Source organism: Pseudomonas atagonensis, assembly GCF_011369485.1.
Taxonomy (GTDB): Bacteria; Pseudomonadota; Gammaproteobacteria; order Pseudomonadales; family Pseudomonadaceae; genus Aquipseudomonas; species Aquipseudomonas atagonensis.
The window spans coordinates 64311-90095 of sequence record NZ_VXCA01000012.1; the positions used below are offsets into that span (position 1 = coordinate 64311).

Consider the following 25785-nt stretch of genomic DNA (forward strand, 5'->3'; position numbering starts at 1 on the left):
TCTGGGCTTTTATTCAGATCGATTGCTTGCGCCGTCGCGGTTGGACGGACGTAACCGTTGCGCCGCATCGCGCAGTTGCGCGCTGAAACCTTTGCCCGGCCGGTTTTCGTGGTGTTTTTCGCCGCGAGGCGGTTCGTGGGTCAGGTCGGTCGCAGTCAATGCAAACAGCGACGGATCGCTGAGCAGCCCGTCGGCACTCAAACTGGTACGACCCTGACGGCCCTGAATCCAGAGCAGGTCGAGTTCGCTTTCCAGGCGGCTTTCGCGCACCGCTTGCGCCACAAACTGGCCCGGCACCAGCCCCAGACCGGCACCGGCAGATTCACTGGTGAACTCGCCCACGGAGGCCAGACGCAAGTTGCTGCCGTCCACGCCCCAGGCGGACAGCGCCGATATTTCTGCTGCACGCTCGACCACCGGCGTAATAAAAATCGCCGGTTGTGGATCGGGAATGCGCAGGTCGGGGGTTTGGGTACTGGTTTCGCGTTCGAAGAAGTTTTGGCCATCCGGCGCCGGAATGAACGGCGTGGCGATGTCGAGGGTGATCACCAGTTCTGCCTGGTCACTGGCGCCGGCGCGGTCATTGATGGTGTAGGTGAATACGTCGCGCAATACCTGACCGAGACCGGCCGCGGCCAGCACGGCCGGGTTATTCTGGTCGATGGTGTAGGTGTAACTGCCGTCGGCGTTGAGTACCAGCGTGCCGTACAGACCGATGATCGGCTGACCGATGACACCCGCCGACCCGGAACCGGCCTCGGCGCCGGTGCGCACGCCGACCACCACCAGACCGTCATTGGCATCGACGTCTCCATCGTTGGGCAGCACGTTGCCGGTGGTTTGCGGGCCGGGCACCTGATCGCTGGCAATGCCGTTGTCGTTCTGTGCGACCGGCGCATCGTTGGCACCCTGAATGACCACGGTCAGGCGCGCATCCGACGTCGCACCGGCAGTGTCGGACATGCGGTAGGTGAACGTTTCGCTGAGGGTTTCGCCGGCGGTGCGCAGGGCTTGCACCACCGGATTGTTGTTGTCGATGACGTAGGTGTAACTGCCGTCGGCATTCAGCGTCAGTTGCCCGTAGAGGCCGATCAAGACCTGCCCGGCGCCGGCGGACTGGCCGGCCTGATTGCTGACACTCAGTACCTGCTTGCTTTCGCCATTGGCGACACTGTCGACGTCAGTATCGTTGTCCAGCACGTTGCCGCTGGCGTTGCTGCCCGGGGTGCCGTTGTTGACGCCGCCGGCCTCGACGGCCGTGGCGCTGTCATCGACGGCGGTTGGCGTGTCGTTGCGCCCATCGACGGTGATGCGCAGCTCGGCGGTGCTGGTATCGCCCCAGATGTCGACGATGGTGTAGCTGAACACTTCACTCACGGTCTGGCCGCTCTGGCGCAAGGCCTGCACGGCGGCGAGGCTGTTGTCGACGGTGTAGGTGTAGCTGCCGTCGGCGTTGATCAGCAGATCACCATACACACCGCGCAATGTTGTTCCGACGCTGCCGACCGTGCCGATGTCGCTGGCGGTGCCGGTGTGAATGCCGATTACCGACAGCGGGTCGCTTTCGGCATCGGTGTCGTTACTCAGCACGTTGCCGGCGGGGTTGACCCCCGGTTGCCCGTTGTTGAGTCCACCGGCCTCGATGGCCGTCGCTGCATCGTTGTTGGCCACCGGTGCCGAGTTGCGCCCGCGAATAATGATGTGGATTTCCGCCAGATCGTTCTCGCCGCCACGGTCGGTGACCTGATAGGTGAAACGCTCGTTGAGGAACTGCAGGGGTCCCAGCGCCAGAACCACAGGATTGCTGGAGTCGAGGTTGTAGGTGTAGCTGCCGTCGGCGCCGATGATCAGTTGCCCGTAGAGCCCGTTGATCAGCGTGCCGTTGCTGTTGTCGGTGCCGGCCGTGACCCCCGACAGCGTGCCGCCGGCAGCCTCGGTGCCGAAACGGATACCGGTCACCGTTTTGCTGTCGCCCTGATCGACGTCGGTGTCGTTGGGCAACACGTTGCCGCTCGGGTTGACGCCGTTGCCCTTGCCGTTATCGGCCACCGCCACTGACGTATCGTTGACCGCCACCGGCGCATCCCAGGCGCCGTCGATGCGAATGCTCAATTGCGCGGTGTCGGTCGCGCCGGCAATGTCGCGCATGCGGTAGGTGAAGGTTTCCACCAGCGAATCGCCGACTTTCAACGCCTGAACCGCGGCCAGCGTGTTATTGACCACATAGCTGTAAGTGCCGTCGGCGTTGATGGTCAGCGTGCCATACAGGCCATTGAAGCTTTGCGCGACGCCGACCGTGGTGAAGGTACCGCCCGCGGCTTCGCTGCCACTGCGAATGCCGGTGACCAGTTTGGCGTCGTTGGCATCGACATCGGTGTCATTGGTCAGCACGTTGCCGCTCGGGTTGACGCCCGGCCTGCCGTTGAATGTGCCGCCGGCCTCGACGGCGACGGCGCTGTCGTCGTTGGCCACGGGGTTATCGTTGGCCCCGCGAATGGTGATGGTCAGTGTCGCGGTGCTGGTAGCACCGGCCAGATCGCGGATCTGGTAAGTGAAGGTTTCGGTCAGGGTTTCGGCGTTGGTGCGCAACGCCTGGACCTGCGCATTGTTGTTGTCGACCAGATAGCTGTAACTGCCGTCGGCATTCAGGGTCAGGCTGCCGTAGGCACCGTTGAAGGCACTGCCGATGTTGCCCGTCGTCGCGCCCTGATTGACGCCGATGACGCTGAGCACTTCGCCGTTGCCATCGACGTCGCTGTCGTTGCTCAGCACGTTGCCGCTCGGGTTGCTGCCCGGTGTGGCGTTGTTCTGGCCGCCGGCTTCAAGTGCGGTGTTGCTGTCGTTCTGCGCAATCGGCGTGTCGTTGCGCCCCTGAATGGTGATGTTCAGCGTCGCGCGATCAGTGGCGCCGGCCGCGTCCATCACCTCGTAGCTGAATGCGTCGAGCAAGGTGTTGCCGGCGCGCAACGCCTGAACCGCCGCCATGCTGTTGTCGAGGCGATAGCTGTAACTGCCGTCGGCATTGAGCGTCAGCCAGCCATAGGTGCCGCGCAGCTCCGTGCCGAGCGCGCCGGCGGTGCCGGTACCGGATTCGGCCCCGGTACGCACGGACGACACGGCGCGGGTTTCGCCATAGTCATGGTCGGGCAGGTCGCCCGGCACTTCGCCGCCGTCGACGTCGCTGTCGTTATCCAGCACGTTGCCGGTCGGGTCTTGTCCGGGCACGCCGTTGTTCAGGCCGCCGGCCTCGATGGCGGTGGCGTCGTCGTCGGTGGCGACCGGATTGTCGTTCTGCCCCCGGATCAACACGATGATTTCTGCGCTGTCGGTTTCCGGCGTGGCACCGACACCATCGCTGATGGTGTAAGTGAAGCGTTCCAGCAGTAGATCACTGCCGCGCCGCAGGGCTTGCACGTCGGCGTTGTTGTTGTCGACGGCGTAGACGTAACTGCCGTCCGGGAAAATCGTCAGCGTGCCGTACTGGCCGACGATCACTGTGCCACTGACATTGACGGCGACAGGCGTGCCCGGATCGGCCGTACCGCCGGCCTTGATCAGCGTCACGGTCAGCGGATCACCATCAGGGTCGGTGGAATTGGCAGTGGCGTCGCCCGACGGGTTGACCCCCGGCGTCTGGTTGCCGATGCCGCCCGCTTCGGTGGCCACTGAAATCACATTCTGTGCCACGGGTGGATCGTTGACGCCGTGCACGGTGATCACCAGCTGCGCGGTGTCGGTCAACCCGGTGGTATCAATGACCCGGTAAGTGAAGAACTCCGTCAGGGTCTGGCCCGGTGCGAGGGCTTGCACAGCGGCGTTGGTGCTGTCGACGTCGTAGAAAAACGAGCCGTCGGCGCCAATACGCAGGGTGCCATAGAGGCCGACAACCACTGTGCCGTTGGCCGACGTGGTGCCGGTGTTGACCGCGCTGAGCACATCGGTGGCGGGGTTGTAAGTGGCCTCGCTTTTGTTGATCACACCGTTGACCAGCAACTGGCTGCTCGGCTGATCGTTGGCGTCGACGTCCTGATCGACACCGTTACCGCCCGGTTGGGTGATCGGCCCCGGCCGGCTCGGGAACTGAATGACGTTGCCGCTCGGGTTGCTTTCCGAAGCGTTGCCATTGGTCGAGGCCGCTTGCGCGGAGGCCGCATCATCGCTGGCCACCGGGTTGTCATTGGCACCCTGAATCACAATGCGCAGTTGCGCGACATCATCCAGCCCGCCGGTATCGGTGAGCCGATAGCTGAACAGCTCGACCAGTTGCTGGCCTGCGCTCAGCTGTTGCACGGTGGCGTTGGTGTTGTTCACCTCGTAGCGGTAGGTGCCATCGGGGTTGATGGTAAGGGTGCCGTACAGTCCGCTGAGCACGGTGGCGCCGCTGACAGCGGTGAAATTGCCGCTGCCGGCTTCACCGACCGCACGGATACCGGTCACAGTGCGGGTTTCACCATTGGCCGCACTGTCGACGTCCTGATCGTTGGTCAACACGTTGCCGGTGGCGTCGCTGCCCGGCGTACCGTTATTGACGCCGCCAGCCTCGACGGCGACGCCGTTGTCATCGACGCCTACCGGCGTGTCGTTGGCGCCTTGAATGGTCACGGTCAAGGTCGCTGTCGACGTGGCGCCGGCAAGGTCGGCCAACACGTAATCGAAACTGTCCTGCAAGGTTTGCCCGGCCAGGCGCAAGGCTTGCACCGCCGCGTTGTTGTTATCGACGACGTATTGGTAGGAGCCGTTGCTGCCGATGATCAACTGGCCGTACAAACCGTTGATCACGCTGACCCCGACAATCGGTGTCTGAATGCCGGCACCCGGACCGACCGAGACCAGATGCAGGGAATCGGCGTTGGTGGCGATGTCGACATCGGTGTCGTTGGTCAGCACATTGCCCCGCGGATCGATACCCGCCGCCGCGTTATTGATGCCGCCGGCCTCGACCGCCGTGGCGGTATCATTGACGCCGACCGGGTCGTCGTTGACCGCGGCGAGGATGATTTGCAGGGTGTCGGTATCAGTCAGGGCATCGCCGGCGGTGCCAGGAATGCCGTCGCCGTCGGCATCACCGTAGTTGCCTTGGTCATTGCTGACCACGGTCAGGGTGTCGGTGCCGTTGAAGTTGGCGTTGCCCAGATAGCGCAGGCCGGCCAGCGCGGTGTTGATGTCGGCGAGATTGCCGGTCAGGGTCATGCTCGCCGTGTTGGCACCGCTGACACTCACGCCGGGAACGGTGGCGCCGAGGAACAGCGTGCCATGGGTGACACTGAGGGTTACGCTGATCGCGCGGTCGTTGACGTTCGGGTCGCGGTCGGCATCGACGTCGGCGACGCTGATGCCGCCGATGTTCAGCACCACGTCTTCCAGGCCGTTCTGGGTGCCGGGGAGGGTGTTGACCGGCGCGTCGTTCTGTTCGACGTAACCGGCATTGGCGCTTTGCGTATCGGCGTCGCCGAGGGTGATGGTGATCTGGCCGAGCGTGCCGCCATCGCTGTCGACCCGCACGCGCAAGCCGCCCAGCGGCTGCGGATAAGTGACCAGACCGGCCGGCACGTCGATGCGGAACACGCCCAGCGGCAGCACGCCGAAACGGTATTGGCCGTTGGCGTCGGTCACCGTGGTGAATTGCAGGTTGTCGGCAGTGGTGTCCAGACGCCCGTCGGCACCGGCCCAGGTCAGGGTCACGGTTTGCCCGGCCAGGCCTGCGCCGTCCGGCGTAGTGCTGGCGGTCGGGCTGGCGGTGTCATTCCACAACGTGCCGCTGATCACGCCGAGCCCGGCGTTGTCGCGCAAAATGTACTGGTTCGGGCCAACGGCGCTGCCATCGCGCTCGCCCGTGGTGGTGCCATCGACGCCGACGCTGTTGCCGCCCCAACTGGTGAAATCTTCGGGCAGGCTGCTCCAGGTCAGCGTAGCGTTGCTGCTGGCGACAATCGTCGAGTTGGGCAGGTCGACCGAGTAGCGCACCTGAACCTGCGCGCCGACATCCAGTTGATCGAAATTGACGCTCAATCCGCCGCTGCTGCTGAAGCTGATGCCAGCGGGCAGATTACCCGGGCCGTAGCTCACGCCATTGATGCTGACGCTGAGCAAGGTGTAATTGCTGCCGCCGGCGAAGCTGTCGCTGACTTGCGCGTCGAAGGCCGGCAGGCCGCCGTTCTGGGTGAAACTCAGTTGCACCGTGGCGTTGCCGGTTGTGCCCGACGGGTTAGGGTTGAAGGTGACAATCTGCTTGTCGAGTCCGCTGAAACTCGGCTCGACGATGCGCTCGAAAATCGTGTCACTGGTGGCCCGGCCCGCGCCGTTGACGATTTCCTGCGCGGTCACGCCCAACTGCGCGCCGGCAATGTTGGCGGCGATGTTGGTGACGCGCACGTTGAATTCGATGGAAATACCTTCCAGGTCATCGTCGTTGCCATTGCCGTTGACCACATTGCCGAGGTTGAACGTGACGACCTGGCTGCCGTCCGGATTGGTCACCACGGTCAGTCGGCTCGGGTCGAAGATCCCTTGCGGCGCCAGACCCGAGAGGTTCGGGGTGATCGGCAAGGCTTCTGCGCTGTTCTCGTTGCCATCGACGTTGAGGGTGCCGCCGGTGATCAGGTTGACGTCGCTGGTCAGCCCTCCATTGGAAATGAAGGCGATGCGCAAGGCGTTGACCAGCGCATCCGGCGAGATGAACTGCAAGCCGTTGGCCAGGGTGATTTGCACTTGATAGTTGGGGTTGTTGCCCTCGGGCACCAGCACCACCACGCGGTAACGAATGACTTCGCCGACGGTGACTTGCTCGACAATGGCCGTGGTCGGGCTCGGCGCAGCCGTGTCGGGCAGGCCGCCGACGCGGGAGATCTGAATAGCCTGCGCCACTGGAATCAACAGCGTCGAGAGGTTGCGATAGTCGTTGAGTGTGCCGCCGTTGAGCGCGCCATCAACGCCGGTACGTTCGCCAGCCTGGCCACCGTCGAGGCTGGTCCACTGCACGTTCGCCACGTTGACGATGTTCGACTGCGCCGCCGCGCTGGCATTGACGATGCCGGTCAGACGCAAGACGATGCTGCCGCCCTTGGCGATGTCGATGTTGGCGCCGCTGACGCTGCGCAACTGCCCGCCGACGATTTCGAAATCGACGCCGCCATTGTTGGTGGCGCCGTTCTGGTACAGCACCCCAAGCAGTGTGACGTTGCTGAGCTGGGTCGGCAGGGTATCGAGAAAACTGATGTCGAACGCACTGAAGTCGGTGTTGCCATTGCCGTTGCTGATGGTAATGGTGAACGTCACCGTGTCGCCCTGATCGTAGCCGCTTGGGTTTGACGTCGAGGTCAGTACCTGATTGATCTGTAACGTCGGTTCGCGCACGGTCACGGTTGGCTGGCCGCCTGTGAGCGCAACGTTGCGATCCACCGACACGGCGCCATTCGGCGTGTCGCCATCGGGATCGCTGAAGATCAGTTGCGCGTTGTTTTGCAGCGAGACGTTAGCCTGGTTGGCGATGACGTTGTTGGCCACCAGTTGCAGACGAATCACGAAGGTATTGTTGCCGGTCTGGTTGTCCGCCGACACGCTGGAAACGCTGAACGTCCAGCGTCCGTCCACGCCATCGGCGCCCAATGCGCCGCCGATCCCGGTGAATCCGCTGATCACCACGCTGCCGGCAAAGTCGGCACCCAGCGCGCCGCTGCCGGCGCGGGTGGTGATGATCTGATAGCCGAGGCCGCCGTTGAACGTGGTGTCCAGGCGCATGCCCGGCGGAATCAGGTCTTCGATGCGCAGGTTCTGCGTAGTGCCTTCGGGCAAGGTGACGACGATGTCGTAGCGCATGCTTTCGCCAATCACCAGATCGCTGCCGGTGGTGTGGGCGGCGCTGGAGTCGCCGTTGTCGAGCGTGCCGTCGGCGAACACCTTGCTGATGACCGGTGCCGCGATTTGCTGGCTGGCGAGGTCGGTCAGGTCCACCGGGGTGAAGTCGGTGCCACCGTTGACGCTGGCGTAATTGCTCAGGGTCGCGGTGGTTTGCAGGGTGCGGCTGGCTTCGATGGTGGCGCTGACCACGACGTCGTAGCTGATCACCATGACGTTGGCGCCACTGGCGTCGGCCGCCGTGCCGTTGCGCCCGGCGAGCAGGCTGGCCTGGCCGCCGGCATCGAGGAACGTGATCTGATTGCCGCTGACGCTGTAGTCGGTGCCCAACACCATCAAGGTGCCGTCACCGCGATAAATCTGCAGATTGGCTGCCGCCAGACTGCCGCCGACAAAACTCAGGCCCGTCGGCAGGGTGATGCTGGTGCTGACATCGAAAGCACCGCCACCTCCGGTGTTTTCAATGGCCGTGACCAGACGCAAGCGGTCGGCGCCGTCGATGTTGCTGATGTTGCCGTCCACCGCCGACAAATCAGTCACGCTTCCGTTGAAAGGCACGCCGGTGCTGCCCGGCGGATTCCAGCTGCCGGTGGTGCCGGTGACCGTGCCATTGGAGCCGGAGACCACACCGTGCTTGATGTTGAGCACCGGCTCGGCGATGGAAACGATTGGCACCGCGTCGGAGGAAATCAGCGTGCGGTCGGTGAGGGTGGTTTGCTGACTTGATTGCGCCAGCACAGCCAGTGAGCGCTGGTCGGCAAACGGCTGATCGCCGACCCGTACGGTAAAGCGTACGACAATCCGGCTGCCGGTGGTGGTATTGGTGGCGAAGCTGCCAAAGTCGAATACCACCGAGTTACCGGCCGCACTGGTCACGCTGATGACCCCGCCAGTGTTGGTGTTACCGGTGCCGAACGACCATTGGCCGACATCGTTGCCCGAACCCCAGGTGACCCCGGTGACATCGAACAGCGGCAGCGGCAGATAAGCGGTGAGTTTGAATTGCTCGTAGTCGCCGGTGACGAGGTCGTAACTGAGTTCGAACGTCACTTCGTCGCCGGGGCGCAGTTCGCCATTGCTCGGTGGCGTGCCGTTATTGACCTCGACCAGACTGATGTCGACGTTGCTGGTGGGAATCACGCTGGTGGTCGTCGAACCGTCGGTTTCGCTCTGGCCGGTGAGGTTGAAAATATCTTGCAGCAAGGTGCCGTCGACGGTAGCGGTGTTGCCCAGTTCGTCACCTTCGTTGATGTCCGGGTGCGGGTTGCCCGACGGCGGCTTGTAGGTCTGGCCGACAATCGCCGAATAGCTCAATACCGCGAACACGGCACCTTCCAGAGTGTCATCGAAAGCCAGGTCGCCGTTGAGCCAGCCACGCACATTGGAGAAGGCATTGCGCAGCGATTGGGCAATGTCGAACACCATCGAGGTGCTGCCGTCGGCATTGGTGACCACGCTGGTCACCAGGGTAATGGTCTGCGCCACACCGTTGATGGTCACTGTGATGGTTGGAGTGCCTGTCAGGGTCTGGCCGTCGCTGAGTTGATCACGGATCACCAACTGGCCTTCGTTGAAGAAATCCTTGCCGAACGCAAAGTAGTCGGAAATCGCCAGATTCAAGGTGTACTGCAAGGTATCGCCGGGACTGATGCCGGCGTGGCCGATATCCGTCTGCAACGTCGCGGTTTTCAGCAGGGTGATGGACTTGGCAATGAACTGCGAGCTCTGGCCGGTGCCGCTGAAGTCAATGGTGGTGTCGGGTGCGGTCAGATCCCGTGGGTCGAGCGGCACCCATTGCCCCGAAGCGCTTGGCGGGCCAAGTGTTACGGTAACGGCATCGCCGGTCACCGGGTCGATCACCGGTTGGCCATTGGCGTCGAATTCCGGCACATAGAAAGAGACCACGGTATCGGTCTTGGCGGTGATGCTGTCGTACTCGACGGTGAACGAGTTGATGTACACGTCGTTGGCCGCGATGAGCACGGCCATTTGCGCCGGGTCGGTGACCACGGTGCCATCATGCAAGGTGATCGACGTCAGGCGGCCGCCGGGGCCGGGGGTGATGGCGTTGACCTGAATGTTGTCGGGCAGTGGTTGCGTAATGACCACGTGGGACAGCGTCTGCCCCGGGGCCGGCGTCGCGCTCAGGGTCAGGGTGCGCGCGTAGTTGGGGCCGGTGGCGGTTTCACCTTCCGGAGTGTTCAGGGTTTCGCTGACGGTGATCACCGTCGGGTGCACCACAAACGCTGCGGTGCCGGCCTGGATCAGGCTCGGATCGTTGGTCGGATTATCCAGCGCATCGTTGCCGAACTGAAAACCGCCGCTGGCCCGAATGGTCAGGTCGGGGGTGCCGTTGGAGAACGCGGTATCGGCCAGATTGCTCAGGCTCGCGGTGACCTGCACGCCGATCACCGGTTGCTGATTGGTCACACTGGCAAACGGCAGCTGGATCACCACCAGTTTATCGCCGGCGCGCATACCGTAAGTGGCCGCGTTGATGGTCAGGAAGTTGCCGCTGGCGTCCTTGGCCAGTGGATGCGTGGCGTTGCCATTGGCATCGAAGGTCACGACGTAAGTGGTCAGGTTTTGCCCAAGATAACTGGCGGAAATAAAGCTGACGCCGTCGTCGCCATCCTTGCCGGTGGCCGGCATGGCGAGGTTAATGAAAGGCGCATAACCGGTCTGGGTCGAGGTGTTGCTGAAGTTCACGGTGAAGGTGAAACGGTCGCCCAGCAACACATCGCTGCCGCCGGTCGACACGGTGGCCGTAGGCGCGGCGTCGGCCAGCAAACCGTCGAACTGCGCCATGGCTACGCTGCTGATGGCCAGGGCCTTGTCGATGTCGCCAACACGGGTTTCAAGGGTCCAGTCGCCACCGGCCTTGGCATTGCCGGTGTCATTGCTCGACGCGGCGACATCGGCGCCGGTCCAGCGCGCCAGTTCACTGACCAGCGTCTGCCCGGCAGCGCCGGCGCCGACGTCGCAGCCGTACAGCTGAATGTCGGCGCCCTGGGTCAGGTTGTTGCGCCATTGTTCGAGGGTTTTGCCGAGGGAATCGATGTTGTCGGCGCTGATGGTGCGATTGCCGAGCGTGAATTGCCCGGACGCACCGTGGGACATGACCTGAATCGAATCGACCTTGCCCAGTTGCGCCAGAGCGGCGGAGATCGCGGCGAGCCCATCCTCGCCGACATTGACCACGATGGCGGTGACGTTGCCGGGCAGTTGCGCGAGCAGTTGATCGCGGTTTTCGATGCGGCTGTCGATCACCAACAGGCTGCGCGCGGCGGAAGGTGCCTGCTCGGTGGCGGCGCGACCTTCAGTAGGTGTGGCGTGCGGGACTTGCGCATCGACCGCAGCTGGCGGCGCAGCGGGATCGCTGTGATGCTGCTCGACCGTCGCGGACGCGGCGGCACCGTCGAAAAGAATTCTGGGCTCGAGTGCCAATGCCTGCCGTTGCGGGCGCAGATGCGCGCCGGAGAAACCACCCCGTGATCCTTGCATGATCAGCCCTCATACCACGTGTTCAACCATTCCATTGAGTGCCGACGCAGGGCGACGGACAAGTTGAGCGTAGGCGCTATTTAGGTCTTTTCCAGCGAAAGAGAGCGTTTTTCAAATACTTGCAGATCTACGGTGCAGCGGCTTTTGGCTGTCAGCCGGCGGTATTTTCTCAGTCCTGGCGAATGACCAGCGTCGCGTCTAGGCTGGACAGTCTGTCGCCCTGTCCGGGCGCTACGCCCGCCGCCGGGCCAGGAGCGCAACTGATGAAAGCCCCCGCCAGTGTTTTGTGCCTGATGTTCACGCTGGCGCTTGCGCCACTCGCCCGCGCCGAAGACCCTCCCGCGGCCCCTGAAACACCGCCCCCGGACACAGCGGACGCAACGCCGACGGTCAATCCGCAAGTCGTCGACAAGCTCATCGATATGGGCAACTACCTGCGCAGTCTGCCGTCGTTCCAGGTCGATGCCGAAGTGTCCAGGGACACGGTTCTGGAGTCCGGGCAGAAGATCAAGACCGAGTCGTTCAATACGTTAAAAGTTGTCGGCCATGATCGCCTTTACGCGAAAACCGAAGGCGATGTGCGCACCCGCGAATTTTTCTACAACGGCAAGAAGCTGACCCAGTACTCGCCGTACCTGAAGTACTACACCACCGTGGATGCACCGCCGAAAGTCGCCGAAGCGCTGCACATGGTCGAGAACCACTACGGCGTACAGGTGCCGATGGAGGATCTGTTTCTGTTCGGCAGTGATCAGGCGCAGATCGATGCGCTGAAAGCCGCGTTGTACGTCGGCCCGTCGACGATCAAGGGGCAACTGTGCGATCACTTGGCGTTTCGGCAGGAAGGTATTGACTGGCAACTGTGGATCACCCGTTCGGAAAAACCGCTGCCGTGCAAACTGGTGATCACCACCACTGATGAAAAGAACTCGCCCGAATACAGCGCCGTGTATCACTGGAACCTCAAGCCGGGCATCAAGGATTCAATCTTTACCTTCAAACCGGCCAAGGGTGACGTGGCGATCGCGCTGAAAAAAAACAGCGATGAAGGAGGGCAGTGAGATGAATCATTCCATGTCGTGGAGTCTGTTGATCTCACTGGCGGCGGCCACCGTGCTGACGGCCGGCCTGATTGCCGAAGCCGATGCCCGCCCGCAACGCGCACAGGGCCATGCCCGCGCTTCGGTCAACCGGGCACCGGCGCCGAATGCGCAAAGAGCCCAACGCATCAACGCGCCGCAGCGTGCCAATCACGTCAATGCAGGGAATCGGGTCAACGCCAGCAACCGGGTCAACTCGGGCAACCGGGTGAGTGCCGGCAACAACGTCGGCAACCGTACCAACATCAATAACAGCCGGCGCAACGTCAACATCGACAATCACCGCGATGTCGACATCGATGTCGATGGGCATGGCCGTTATGGCTACGACGATCACTACCATCCGATAGCGACTGCCGCCGCCGTGACGGCTACGGTGGCGGTGACCGCTGCGGTGGTCGGATCGATTATGACCCCGGCGCAAATGCCTGACACCTGCACCCAGGTGATCCGCTACAACGTTACCTACATGCAGTGCGGATCCACCTGGTACCAGCCGCAATATCAGGGCAGCGACGTGACCTACGTGGTGGTCAACGCGCCTTGAGTCAAACGTCCTAGAAACGCCAGACCAGACCGCCGCCCAGCACATGCAGGGCGGCGTGTTTGTATTCGCCGGAGACCGTGCCACCGGAGCGCGACTTGGTTTGCTGCACCTCCATGTCGCCGAGATAAACCAGGGTATAGCTCATGTGCAGGTCGAGGTTTTCCTGCAGGGCGTAATTGACCCCGGTCGCCAGGCGCCAGGCTTCGGCCATCGGGTTGTCGACAGTGCGATCCTTGTCGTCCACGGCCGAGGAGTCGTAACCCAGCCCCACGTTCCAGCGCAGTTTCGGGTTGATCTGATTCTGCGCACCGATGGAAGCGTGCCAGGTGTCCTTGTATTTGCGTTGCGCGGTGGTCGAAGTCGAGGCACTGTCGGTATCGACCTCGATGCCGATGGCGCCGAAGTCGCTCCAGTCCTGCCAGCCGAGACTTCCGAGCAGTTTCCATTGCGGATCAAGCTGATAGGAAATACTGGTGGTGACGGTCTGCGGTACGTTCATGTCGATGTTCAACTGATCGACATCGAGCCGGTTGAGCGCCAGACGCAGCAGCGGATTGGAGATGTTTTTCAGCTCCGGTTTGTCTTCGAATTCGAGTTTGATCTTGCTGGTGTAGGCCAGCCCCAGCTTGGTCCGCTCATTGAGTTTGTAGAGCACGCCGACGTTGACCCCGGTGCCCCAGTCGGTGTCCTTGTAGCGTAACTGGCCGTCGGCGGCGTTACCCAGCCCGAGCACGTTGTTGTTGACCGCCACTTCGGTGCGGAAATAGCCGAGCATGAAGCGCGGGCCGATGCCCACCGACAAATCGTCGGTGATCCGGTAGGCATACGTCGGCTGGAACGAGATGCCGATGATCGCCGATTCCTGCGAGAAGTAACGCCCGGCCCAGTCATCGTCGTAGTCCAGTGCGAGGCCGAAGTTGCCGTACATGCCGAAACCGATGGAGGAGCGGTCGTCGAGTTGGTGACTGATGAAGAAACTGCTGCCAGGCAGGTACTTCAAGGCGTTGCCGCCTTCGTTGCCGCCAAAGGTGTTGTCGTTGTCGCGGGAGAAACTCACGTCGCCGAGAATCAGCTGAGCGTTGAAGTTGACCTGAGTCCCGGCCAGTTCACTGATGCCCGCCGGGTTGGTCATCAGAACGCTTGGATCACTGGCCAGCACCGCCGAGCCGGCGTTGGCCAGACCGCTGCCTTCATGGCCCGCCTCGTAAATCATGATCCCGCCGGCCTCGGCCGAGAGACTGGTGACCAATAGTCCCGTGACGCAAACGGACGATAAAGCACCTCTTACCGAGGCGTTGACACGTTGCAAAGGCATTCTCGGCATAGCGGCTTTCTCCCTTATGGTCGCGCGAATCGTTTGAGCATAGAAAGGCCCGGCCAATGCGCCACTTAAAAACAAAGAAATCAGTGACGACGTGTCAGGCCTTGTGCAGCCACGGTTGCATCTGTTCCAGCAAACCACGACCGCCGCGCCGCAAACCAGTGGCCAGAGTCAACCAAGGCAGGTCGCTGACGATCACTTGCGCCGCAGGCAACAAACGCACCTCGCCAGCCGTGCCTCCCGCAGGGCCACCGTCCGGCATGAAAATCGTCACCCAGTCATCGACCGTTTCAAGCACCACACACAAACGCCAGCCTTCGCCCTCGGCGATCATGCCGACCTTCGAGCCGTCCGCGTTCTCCATGCCGGCAAATCGTGAGGTCGCGTCCTTGAGCAACTGATAACCCGGCAGATTGCTCAGCACTTTGTCTTCCGTTGCCTCAAGTGCCCGCGCCGCCACTGAGGTGCGCGCCAACAGGCCGGCGAGAAAACACAGGATGATCAAGCCCACCAGCGTCGCCACGCCGATCAGCGTCACGCCGGACACGTCACGGCCTTCGAACATTGGCAGCATTTTTTGCACGGGACCGCGCAGCAGGTGAATGGCTTTTTCGATGAGGACGACGATCAGCACCAACGGGAGGATGAACAACACCCCGCCAATCACGGTGGTTTTGATGAACTTGAACATGACCGCTCCTTGAGGAAGACCTGTGTTGGTCAGGGTTCAAGGCTAGTCGAGTTTCATCGGGCCGCAGCCGTGATGGCTGGGCATCACGGCTGCGGAAAAGGAGCGAACTGCCAAGAACCGGCAGTTTGCCTGGGGGAAATGACTTACTCGTTGATCCGCGGATGCTGCTGCACCAGGTTTTTGCGTTTGGCTTCCAGTTCGGCAATTTCGGCGTCGATGTCTTCGATCTTTTGCTCGATGTTGTCGTGGTGTTCTTGCAGCAGTTCTTTGGCTTCGGCGAGGTCGGAAGCCGCCGGGGCCGCGCCGCGCAGGGGTTTGTTGGCGGTTTCTTTCATGGTCACGCCGGTGATCAGGCCGACCACGGCAATCACCATCAGGTAATACGCCGGCATGTACAGGTCATTGGTGCTTTCCACCAGCCACGCCACCACGGTCGGGGTCAGACCGGCGATCAGCACCGAAATGTTGAAGGACGCTGCCAGTGCGCTGTAACGAATGTGCGTGGGGAACATCGCCGGCAGCGTCGACGCCATCACGCCGATGAAGAAGTTCAGCAACACCGCGAGCATCAACAGCCCGGAGAAGATCAGGCCGATCTTGCCGCTGTTGATCAGCATGAACGCCGGAATCGCCAGAATGAACAGGCCAATACTGCCGACAACAATGAAGGGTTTGCGGCCGATCTTGTCGCTGACGAAGCCGATCAGCGGCTGCACGAACAGCATGCCGACCATGATCGCGATGATGATCAGCACGCCACGGTTTTCACTGTAATGCAGGTTGTGCGACAGGTAACTCGGCATGTAGGTGAGCAGCATGTAGTAGGTGACATTGGTCACCGCGACCACGCCGACGCAAGTCATCAGGCTGCGCCAGTGTTTGGTCGCGACTTCCTTGAACGACACTTTCGGGCCGCCGGCCAGACCTTCGCGGTCACCTTGCTCGAGTTTTTCCACGTGCTGCTGGAACGCCGGGGTTTCTTCGAGGGCGTGACGCAGGTACAGACCGATCATGCCCAGGGGCAGGGCAAGGAAGAACGGCAGACGCCAGCCCCATTCAAGAAACTTCTCTTCGCCGATGATCGTGGAAATCAGCACGACGACACCGGCACCGAGCACGAAACCGGCAATCGAGCCAAAGTCCAGCCAACTGCCGAGGAAACCGCGCTTGCGATCCGGCGCGTACTCGGCGACGAAAATCGAAGCGCCGGTGTACTCGCCACCGACCGAGAAGCCCTGCGCCATTTTCGCAAGCAACAACAGGATTGGCGCCCAGATGCCGATCGAGTCATAGGACGGAATCAGGCCGATGGCGAAGGTACTCAGCGACATGATCACGATGGTCGCGGCGAGGACTTTCTGTCGCCCGTACTTGTCACCCAACGCGCCGAAGAACAGGCCGCCCAACGGCCGGATCAGGAAGGGCACCGAGAAGGTTGCCAACGCAGCGATCATCTGCACGCCAGGGTCGGCGCCGGGGAAGAAGATCTTGCCGAGCGCATAGGCGACAAAGCCGTAAACACCAAAGTCGAACCATTCCATGGCGTTGCCCAGAGCCGCAGCGGTAATCGCTTTGCGCATCTTGGCGTCGTCGACGATGGTGATGTCTTTCAGGCCGATCGGTTTGACGCTGTTTTTACGTGATTTCATCCGGAATTCTCTTTTACTTATCCATCTTGCCGCTGCGATGCCATCTATTTGATGGCGCGTGCTCTCTGCCTCAGATACATGCGGACACGAAATAATTCACTACTCACTACTTTTTTTCCCTGTCGGCGCTGCCGAAGGCTGCGATCTGTTGATCTGTCTTGCGAAAACCACAAAACCCGGCATTCCGATTGAACGAGGTGACGAGTTTCTTCTGCCGCAAGGGCTGCATTGCCTGTGAGTCAGCCTTCGCGAACAAGCCCGCTCCCACAGGTTTGGTGGTGTGGCTGAGTTTTGTGGCCGACATAGATCACTGTGGGAGGGGGCTTGCTCCCGAAAGCGTCAGCAGCCACAACACATCAATCAAGCCTTGCCACAGAGTCTGCGATCTTTTGATCTGTCTTTTGAAATAACGCCTGATTCGTCAACGAAACAACGATGTCCAGCGCATTGATCGGCAGATAAATCAGGGTAATCGCTGTGTAAGCCTTGCGTGCTTTCGCCGCGAAGGCACACAGCGGAAGAATGAAGAAATCCAGTTGCGTAGCGAAGAGCATGACCGCCCACAGCAACGCTACCCAATCCGGCGCCGCTGCTCGCCGGATGCGAAATACCGTCAAAGCGCCAAGCAGCAGCCGCGTCACGGACAACCCCAGAATCATCGAAAGTATCGTCGCAACGATGGGGAAGTTGCTCATCTCTGGCCGTGTCCCTTGTGCTGCGGATATCTGTATCTCACGTTAGACGACAAAACGGGCGTAGGACTAAAGAATCATCCAGGACTACATTGACGTCTTCAGCCGTCAGCGCCTGCTTGTCATTTGGAAGCGGCGCGCCACTGCCTTTGCTTAAGATCTCGGCAACGCATAGCCTTCATGAAAGGCGCTGTGCAGGAAGGTGTGCAGGGGACAGAGTGGTTTGGATTCGCACTTTTCTGTGACCGTAAGCGGACTGCCGAAAAGAAGTCAGGGTTGCCGCTGTGAAATAAACCGTATAGATTTTCATGAAATTATAAAAAGATAATTTCATGAGGCCGCGCATGTTTCAGCAGTCCCGACAGCACGTCGACAGTTACTACGCCCACAGTTGCGCAGATCTTCTGCGCAATCGGCCTGCATTGGCGGGCGAGCAGAGCACCGAGGTGGTCATCGTCGGCGCCGGTTTCAGCGGCCTGCACACGGCGTTGCGTCTGGCGCTAGCCGGCAAACGCGTGACGCTGCTGGAAGCCAGTCGGGTGGCGTGGGCGGCTTCGGGGCGAAATGGCGGGCAGGCGATTCTCGGCTGGTCGTGTGACATGCCGCCGCTGGAAGCTGCGCTCGGCCAGGAGCGGGCGAAGCGCCTGTGGGACGGCATGCGCTGGGCCGCTCGGGAACTGCGTGAATTGCCGGCGCGTCATGGGTTCGATTGCGACTATCGGCCGGGGCATTTATGGACGTCGGTGATGCCACGGCGCGTCAGTCTGCTGACTGAATGGCAACACGAAGCCAGCCACAAATGGGGTCATGATGCGTTGCAGTTCATTCCTCGCGAAGAGCTGGCGCAATGGGTGGCCAGCGAGCGCTATCAGGCGGGACTTTATGACCCGGAAGGCGCCCACCTCAATCCGCTGAAACTTGCACTGGGCCTGGCCGCCGCCATCGAAGGCGCCGGCGGCCAGATCTACGAACACAGCAAAGCGCTGAGTTATCGGCAGGAAGGCGATGGCTTTCGGGTGAACACCGAACACGGCTCGATTCGCGCCGATGTACTGGTGCTGGCCTGCAACGCCTACCTTGATGAACTTGATCCGCAACTCGCCAGTTGCATTCTGCCGGTGGGCACTTATCAAGTGGCCACCGCGCCGTTGTCGCCGGAACAAGCCACCGCGCTTTTACCGAGCAACGTCTGCGTCACCGACAACCAATTCGTCCTCGACTACTTCCGGCGCACGCCGGATAACCGCTTGTTGTTTGGTGGCGGCTGCACCTATCTGGGTGGCATGCCCAAGGACATCGCGGCGGCAACCCGGCCGTTTCTCGAGCGAGTATTCCCGCAGCTCAAAGGTGTCGCGGTGGAATTTGCCTGGGGCGGCCACATCGACCTGACCCTCAATCGCACGCCGGACATTGGCGGCGAAGGCAACCGTTATTGGCTGCAGGGTTATTCGGGCCACGGTGTGTTGCCGACGCTCGCCGCTGCTCGCGCGGTGTCCGACGCCATTCTCGGCGATGGCGATGAATTGGCGTTGTATCAGGGCTTGAGGAATGGCAGCTTCCCCGGCGGTAAATATCTGGCAGCGCCGCTCGAGGCCATTGGCAAGGCCTGGTATCGGCTGCGGGACAGCGTCTGATGAATCAATATGCGGAATCCCGACCATGAACAAGCAAGAAGAAATCGCCGCGCTGGCGATCCTCATCCACGACTTGCGCAAGCACAAGAAATGCACGTTGAAGGAGCTGGCGGACAAGATTGGCCGCTCGGTCGGCTTTCTCTCGCAGGTCGAGCGCGGCTTGTCGCGGCCGACGGTGGCCGATCTCACGGCGATCAGCGAAACCTTCGGCGTGCCGACCACTTATTTCTATAGTTTGCCCAAGGCCAAAGAGTTGCCGTGGGTGACCCGTCCGGACGAGCGTCGCACGCTGTATTACGCCAACGGTATTACCGACATTCTGGTTTCTCCGCAGATGCGCGCCTCGTTCTCCATGCTCGAAAGCCATCTGGAAGCCGGTGCCAGCAGCGGTGACCGGCACCTCAGCGACAGCTCGGAGCAGGGCGGTTACGTGCTCGAAGGCGAACTGACCTTGTGGCTGGGCGACGACGAAGAACCCGCGACGTTGAAGGCTGGCGACAGCTTCCAGTTCGACAGCCACACCCGTTGCCGCTACGGCAACCTCACCGACCAGCTCACCCGCGTGCTGTGGGTCTACACCTGAGAACAATAAAAGGATGAACACGATGGACGCTGTCTGCGCTGACCTGCTGGCCGAAGTGCGTGCGTTTCGCCAACGCTTTCCCGAGGTGCGTTATGTCGACCTGATTTCCCTGGACATTCCAGGGCACTTCTATGGCAAACGTTACCCGGTGGACATGCTCGAAAAAGTCGCGGCGGGCAGCGCACTCAAGCTACCGCAAAACTGCGTGCTGCTGGGCGTGCAGGGCGGGCTGTTCAAGATCGGCGATTACTGCTTCAACGACGGTGACCCGGACGCCGTGCGCCGCCTGGTGCCCGGCACGCTCAAACCGGTGACCTGGGAAGCGCAGCCACTCGGGCAGATGCTGATCACCTCGGACGGCACCGAAAAACCGATCGAATTCGAACCCCGCGAAGTCCTGGCGCAGGTGCTCAATCGCCTGAAACGCAAAGGCATTCACCCGGTCGTTGCCTTTGAACTGGAGTTCTACCTGTTCGATAAAAAACTGCGCGACGGCTTGCCGCAATTTCCCCGCGATGACCTTACCGAGGACGCCGATGATCAGCCGAACATGCACATCGAGCGCCTGTCACGTTTCGCGCCGGTGCTCGACGAAATGGTCGAAGCCAGCCGCGCCCAAGGTATCGACGCTACTGTCATCACGGCGGAGCTTGGCCCCGGTCAGTTCGAAATCAATTTCGGTCATCTCGACGACGGTTTGCGTGCCGCCGACTGGGCGGCGCTGTTCTGCCGCAGCACCCGCGGCGTCGCGCTCAAACATGGTTATCGTGCCAGTTTCATGGCCAAGCCTTATCTGCAACATCCCGGTAGCGGCATGCACGTGCATGTCAGTCTTTACGATGCGCAGGGCAATAATCTGCTCGCGGCGCACGAGCAGCGACCATTGCGCCACGCCGTCGCCGGCTGCCTGGAACTGCTGCCACACAGCATGCCCATCTTCGCCCCGAACCAGAACGCCATGCGCCGTCTGGGTGGCACGGTGAACACAGCCACCAAAGCGAGCTGGGGTTTTGAAGATCGCGACGCGTGCCTGCGCATTCCTGAGTCGGACGACAAAAACCTGCGCATCGAATATCGCCTCGCCGGCGCCGATGCCAATCCGTACCTGGTGCTGGCGGCGATTCTGGTGGGGCTGGAGCACGGACTCGCGACAGGCCAGGAGCCGATTGCGCCGCTCAACGAAGATCGCGACAGCGGCATCGGTTTCCCGACCGAAATGTTTGAAGCGGTGAGGGCGATGCAGCATCAGCCGTCATTGCGTGAAGGCCTGGGCGCAGAGTTCGTCGATGTGTATTGCGAAAACAAGCGCCAGGATCACTTGGCATTCATGCAGGAGATCAGCGCGCGGGAATATCGCTGGTATTTGTGATCCTGGCGCAGTGGGGCAGCCGCGCTGTCCCCACTCCCGACCTGCGCCGGATGCGATCCGAATCGCACAACCGTCATAAAACCATTGAAAAAAATCGTTACAAGCTTTAAACGGAAAGGTGACTGGCACAGTGCTAGCAATCAACACACAAGTGACTATCGCCATTCTTGGCTCAGGGAGCGCTGATGCGTGTTCGTCCATTGACCGACTGTACGAGGCAATCGAGCGATTGCGGCGTGGTCACATCCGGGCTCGAAGGCAATCAGGACAGCATTGAGCAGTTAATCGACGCGGCGCGCCATTGGGCGCACACCACCTCGTGGGCGGTTTATCGCGCCGGTGAACAAATGCATCTGGTCGGGCAGGGCGACCCACTGGGGCAATGGCCCTCCAGTCTGGCCAATGAGCAATTCGAGGCCTTTTGCCTCATCCATCACCTGCACCGATGGCCGACTGGCAAAGGCGAAAGTGTGCTGGGATGGCTGCTCGCGCCGATCGAGCAGGCGAACGAACCGGCGCTCGCCGAATTTGCCCAGCGTCTGGGCGTTGCAGTGCAGACCAACACCCTGGCGCGAGCGCAGATTACTCAGCGTGTGTTGTATGAAATTACTTACCTGGCCAGCTCGACCCGTGACCGCTCGGTGTTTCTGGTGGGGGTTCACCGCTTGCTGGCGAGCCTGATCGACGCCGAGAACTTCTACCTCGCGCTGTATGACCCGCACACCGGCAAGATTGATTATCCGTATTACGTCGACATCATTGACGCCCAGGCCCCGGCATCCGAGAACTTTGAGTATCTGAACCCGAATCGACTGTCGATGACCGGCCAGGTGCTGACCAGTGGCCAGCCGTTGCTGATCGATGCGGCAGGCATTCTGCAGGCCCAGGCGCAGGGGCGGTTTTGGTGTCTGGGTGATCGTCCCGAGTTCTGGATGGGCGCCCCGCTGAAAAACGCCTCGGACGAGGTGTTTGGCATGCTGGCGATGCAGGTGTACGACGTTTCCCGTACTTACAGTGCTGAAGACCGTGCGCTGTTTCTGGTGGTCGCCCGTCACGTGGCCATGGCACTGGATCGCCTTCTGCACCGGGCGGATCTGGAAGAAACGGTGATGCGCCGCACCCTGGAGTTGTCTGCGCTCAACGATGCCTTGCGCCAGGAAGTGGCCGACCGCGAACGCGCCGAGCACCTGCAGAACGCACTTTTCCAGATTGCCGAACTGTCGAGCCAGCCGGGTGACATGGCAGAGTTGTTTCGATCCTTGCACGGCATCGTCGGCGATTTGCTCTTCGCCCAGAACTTCTACATCGCGCTGTTCGACGACTCGACCGGCGAAGTGACGTTTCCCTATTACGTCGATGAGCGGCAGACCATCTGCCCGGCAGCGCGGCGTGGCCGTCGTGGCTTGACCGAGTACGTTATCCGCCAGCGCCGGCCATGCCTGATCGATGTTGCCGAAGGTGAGCATTTATCTGCTCAGGGTGAAATCGAGCTTGCCGAAGAGTATTACCGGTCCTACTCCTGGCTGGGTATTCCGTTGTTTGAAGATGACGTAGTGCGTGGCGTGCTGGCGGTGCAGAGCTATACCTCGCAGGTGAGCTACACCCTGCGGGATCAGGAGCTGTTGACCTTCGTGTCGCGGCACATCGACACCGCCCTGTCACGACGCAGCGCCGCCGAAGCGATCCATACCGCCAATCTCAGGCTCGAAGCGCGGGTACAGAGCCGCACCCGCGAACTCGATCACGCCAACGCCAAGTTGCAGCATGAAAACGCCCACGACGCCCTGACCGGATTGCCTAATCGCACCTACCTGCAACAGCGCCTCAACCAGGCCTGGTCGAGATTTGGCAGCGAAGGCGGGCATCTCGCGGTGATGTTCATCGACCTGGATCGCTTCAAAATGGTCAACGACAGCCTCGGCCATCAATTTGGCGATCTGTTGCTGATACAGGCTGCCCAGCGGTTACGCGGTTGCCTGCGTGAAACCGACATGCTGGCACGGTTGGGCGGTGATGAATTCTCGGTACTCGCGCCTGACGCACCGCTGGATGTGCTGGTCGAAATCGCCGAGCGCATTCTGCTGGCATTCGACCTGCCGTTTTTCATCAATGGCCATGAAGTGTTTTCGTCTTGCAGCATCGGCATCGTCAGCGCCGATACCCAGTTTCACAATGAGCCCGCCGATTTGCTGCGCGATGCCGACGCCGCGATGTATCGGGTCAAGAGCGCCGGGCGCGACAGTTACGCGGTGTTCAATCAGGAAGTGCGACGGGAAGTCTCCGATCAGGTCGAGCGCGAAGTCGCCTTGCGCAACGCGCTCAAACGCAATGATGAACTGTTGCCCTACTTTCAGCCGATTGTCAGCGTCGAAACCGGCGAGCTGATGGCGCTGGAGGCGCTGATTCGTTGGCATCAGCCGGGCGGCCGGGTCATCGCACCGGGCGAGTTTCTCCCGGATGTCGAAGGCTTGCGCCTGATCGGCCGGCTGGATCTGTACATGCTCAACAGCATCGCGCAGATCCTCGCACAGCCTGAACACGCCAACTGGCCGGCGGTGCACGTCAATTGCTCCAGTTACAGCATGGCGCGTCCGGAATTCGCCAGTGAAGTGCTGGCCTTGCTGGCGCGGCATCAGGTCTCACCGTCGCGCATCTGTCTGGAGTTGACCGAAGGCGCGCTGGTCGCGGAGCCAGCGATTGCCCGCCAGACCATGCAGCAACTGGCGGATCACGGCATGTCCGTGGTGCTCGACGACTTCGGCGCGGGATTTTCTTCCCTGAGTTACGTGCACCAATACCGCTTTAGCGGCTTGAAGATCGACAAGTCGTTCATCTTCGAACTGACCAGTAGCCCTCGCAGCCGTGCGATTGTTCGGGCGATTGTGCGCATGGCCGAATCCCTGGATCTGAGCGTGGTCGCCGAAGGGGTCGAAGATCAGGCAACGCTGGATCTGCTAAGGGAAATGGGGGCAGGGCAGGCCCAGGGTTATTACTTTGCCCGGCCGATGGGGCTGGAGGCGTTGTTGGCCACTGGGCTGGTGTGACACTGAAAACTACGCGCTCCACCCATCGACCACTATCAGCTCGACCATAAGGACATACAGGCATGAGCACGAAAAAAATTCTCGTCACTGGTGCTGCGGGCCAGATCGGCAGCGCCTTCTGGGCAGCACAGGGCGATTGCGCAGACTTGCGTCTGGCGGATCTGGACATTTCCGGACTCCCGGCGTCGGCAGAGCGTATTTCTCTCGACATCACTGATCCCGCCCGATGCCTTGAAGCGTGCGAAGGCATACACACGGTCATTCACCTCGCGGCGGACCCCAATGCAGACGCGGATTTCATGACCTCGTTGCTACCGGTGAACATTATCGGCACCTACAACATGCTCACCGCCGCCAAAGCCCAAGGCTGCAAGCGCTTCATTTTCGCGAGCAGTGCACAGGCGATTGAAGGCTATCCAAAAGATGTCCAGGTGCATGAACACATGGCCCCCAGACCCGGCAACCATTACGGCGTGAGCAAGGCGTTTGGGGAAGCGCTCGCTTCGCTGCACGCCAACGATGGGCAAATGACAACCATCGCCGTGCGCATTGCCAACGTCGCTACCTTTCAGCCGGGGGAAACCCATAGTCCTCGGGACGTGGCTGCGTTTATCAGCGTCAGGGATGTGGTCGCGCTGCTCGGCAACTGCGTCAACGCCGAGCTGAGTGGCTACCACGTTGTTCATGGTGTTTCGGATAACCGATACAAACGCCTGTCGATTGATACGACGAAAAAAGTGGTCGGGTACACGCCACTGGATGATGCGTTCAGGATTCTGGAGGGGCGTGTTCAATCTGACTGACTGCAGATAGAAGAGACTGATTTATTTTTCTGAAATAAATCAGTTTTCCTTCCTCACCGCCACCGTGTCAGTGAAAAGACCGGCTATTAGCTGCCCTCTGCGCAAATGGCTTTTAATCCAAGGACGGTGGTCAGAGTGCTACCAGCTGCCACCCCCCAACGGGACGTTTAGGGTCATCAAAAGCTGACGCTCGTCTGAACTTTTTTAACAATACAGGCTGCCACTGAACGACCACTCAGCTGATGCCTGTTTCGCTATTTGCCCGAACGTCTGCTGGCAATGGGCCGAGGAAGATCGCCTTGAGTCGATCGCGTCCGATGACGCGCGCCAGTTCAGCGATGACGCAATACATGAAGATCAATGTCACGAGTAATATCTGCACCGCCCAAAAGCGCGGCCAATTCATTGATGTCCATAACAGTGAGTTGGCGTCCATAAAGGTGGGGGCTTCCTTCCAGTAGTCGTAAAGGCGCTCCAGGTAGTGAACGACCAGCGCGACCAAGGCGTACATCAGCGTCTTCCATGTGACATTCCAGATCAGCGGTTTTTCCGGGAAACGATTGATGAACGGCAACATGTCCGCCACCAACACGGACTTGCCGAGCACGAGGGAGGCGATCAGCACCGAGGCGGAGACAGGTAAATCAACCCCCGACCCCTTGATCATGAGAGCTCGAATGAGTGCAACAATGTGCAGGATGATGAAAAAGAAAATGGTCGGCGGAAGTGCCTTCATGAATTCATGTTTAATCTTGAGTAGCACTGTTTTCATATTCACGTCCTTCTCATAGGAAACGCGCTGCTCGCGTTCATTGCCAAAGCCAGCTTAGTACAACATCCACGTTCGCTCCTGATCACGCTCCAGTCGACCATGGCGGCGAATATTCGTTATCCGGGGGAGTTCTCCCCCTTGATCGGATGGCAATTGCTATGCCAGACGCTGAAATCTAACCACCCACTTTATTACTGAATATTTCTTTTCGATTATCCCTCT

The 25785-nt window shown here is 60.9% G+C and carries 13 protein-coding genes; 7 read left to right on the top strand and 6 right to left on the bottom strand.

The window, feature by feature from the left end:
- Positions 1–9 precede the first annotated feature (9 nt).
- Positions 10–11358, bottom strand: a complete 11349-nt coding sequence (locus F2P67_RS08440; RefSeq protein ID WP_166219362.1) for a VCBS domain-containing protein — start codon at positions 11356–11358, stop codon at positions 10–12.
- A 263-nt stretch (positions 11359–11621) separates the two neighbouring features.
- Between F2P67_RS08440 and F2P67_RS08445 the strand changes: the two genes are divergently transcribed.
- Both F2P67_RS08445 and F2P67_RS08450 read left to right on the top strand, forming a co-directional pair.
- Complete coding sequence (locus F2P67_RS08445; protein WP_166219364.1) at positions 11622–12419, top strand: DUF2092 domain-containing protein; 798 nt, start codon at positions 11622–11624, stop codon at positions 12417–12419.
- Position 12420: 1 nt separating this feature from the next.
- Positions 12421–13005 carry a hypothetical protein gene (locus F2P67_RS08450; protein WP_166219366.1) on the top strand — a complete coding sequence of 195 codons (585 nt, stop codon included), beginning with the start codon at positions 12421–12423 and terminating at the stop codon, positions 13003–13005.
- Between the two features lie 10 nt (positions 13006–13015).
- On the opposite strand, the gene F2P67_RS08455 is transcribed toward F2P67_RS08450, so the two are convergent.
- The 4 genes from F2P67_RS08455 to F2P67_RS08470 all read right to left on the bottom strand — a co-directional run bounded on the left by F2P67_RS08455 (position 13016) and on the right by F2P67_RS08470 (position 17361).
- Positions 13016–14320: an OmpP1/FadL family transporter gene (locus tag F2P67_RS08455; RefSeq protein ID WP_166219683.1), complete on the bottom strand. Its 1305-nt coding sequence runs from the start codon at positions 14318–14320 to the stop codon at positions 13016–13018.
- A gap of 103 nt (positions 14321–14423) precedes the next feature.
- Positions 14424–15017: a hypothetical protein gene (locus tag F2P67_RS08460; RefSeq protein WP_166219368.1), complete on the bottom strand. Its 594-nt coding sequence runs from the start codon at positions 15015–15017 to the stop codon at positions 14424–14426.
- Positions 15018–15160: 143 nt separating this feature from the next.
- Positions 15161–16666 (bottom strand): glycine betaine/L-proline transporter ProP, encoded by a 1506-nt coding sequence (gene proP / locus F2P67_RS08465; protein ID WP_166219370.1) that lies wholly within the window; start codon positions 16664–16666, stop codon positions 15161–15163.
- Positions 16667–17022: 356 nt separating this feature from the next.
- Complete coding sequence (locus F2P67_RS08470) at positions 17023–17361, bottom strand: hypothetical protein (protein ID WP_166219372.1); 339 nt, start codon at positions 17359–17361, stop codon at positions 17023–17025.
- A 341-nt stretch (positions 17362–17702) separates the two neighbouring features.
- On the opposite strand from F2P67_RS08470, the gene F2P67_RS08475 reads away from it, so the two are divergent.
- From F2P67_RS08475 to F2P67_RS08495, 5 genes are all read left to right on the top strand, one after another.
- Complete coding sequence (locus F2P67_RS08475) at positions 17703–18992, top strand: NAD(P)/FAD-dependent oxidoreductase (RefSeq protein WP_166219374.1); 1290 nt, start codon at positions 17703–17705, stop codon at positions 18990–18992.
- A 25-nt stretch (positions 18993–19017) separates the two neighbouring features.
- On the top strand, positions 19018–19575 hold the full coding sequence (locus F2P67_RS08480) for a helix-turn-helix domain-containing protein (protein WP_166219376.1): 558 nt from the start codon (positions 19018–19020) through the stop codon (positions 19573–19575).
- 22 nt (positions 19576–19597) lie between these two features.
- Positions 19598–20944, top strand: coding sequence for a glutamine synthetase family protein (locus F2P67_RS08485; RefSeq protein ID WP_166219378.1), 1347 nt, complete (start codon positions 19598–19600; stop codon positions 20942–20944).
- A gap of 185 nt (positions 20945–21129) precedes the next feature.
- Complete coding sequence (locus F2P67_RS08490) at positions 21130–23988, top strand: sensor domain-containing phosphodiesterase (protein WP_166219380.1); 2859 nt, start codon at positions 21130–21132, stop codon at positions 23986–23988.
- A 62-nt stretch (positions 23989–24050) separates the two neighbouring features.
- Positions 24051–24791: an NAD-dependent epimerase/dehydratase family protein gene (locus F2P67_RS08495; protein WP_166219381.1), complete on the top strand. Its 741-nt coding sequence runs from the start codon at positions 24051–24053 to the stop codon at positions 24789–24791.
- Positions 24792–25026: 235 nt separating this feature from the next.
- Here the strand turns inward: F2P67_RS08495 and F2P67_RS08500 are convergent, their stop codons facing one another.
- The gene (locus F2P67_RS08500) at positions 25027–25563 is read right to left on the bottom strand and encodes a hypothetical protein (protein ID WP_166219383.1); all 537 of its coding nucleotides are present in this window, start codon (positions 25561–25563) and stop codon (positions 25027–25029) included.
- Positions 25564–25785 lie beyond the last annotated feature (222 nt).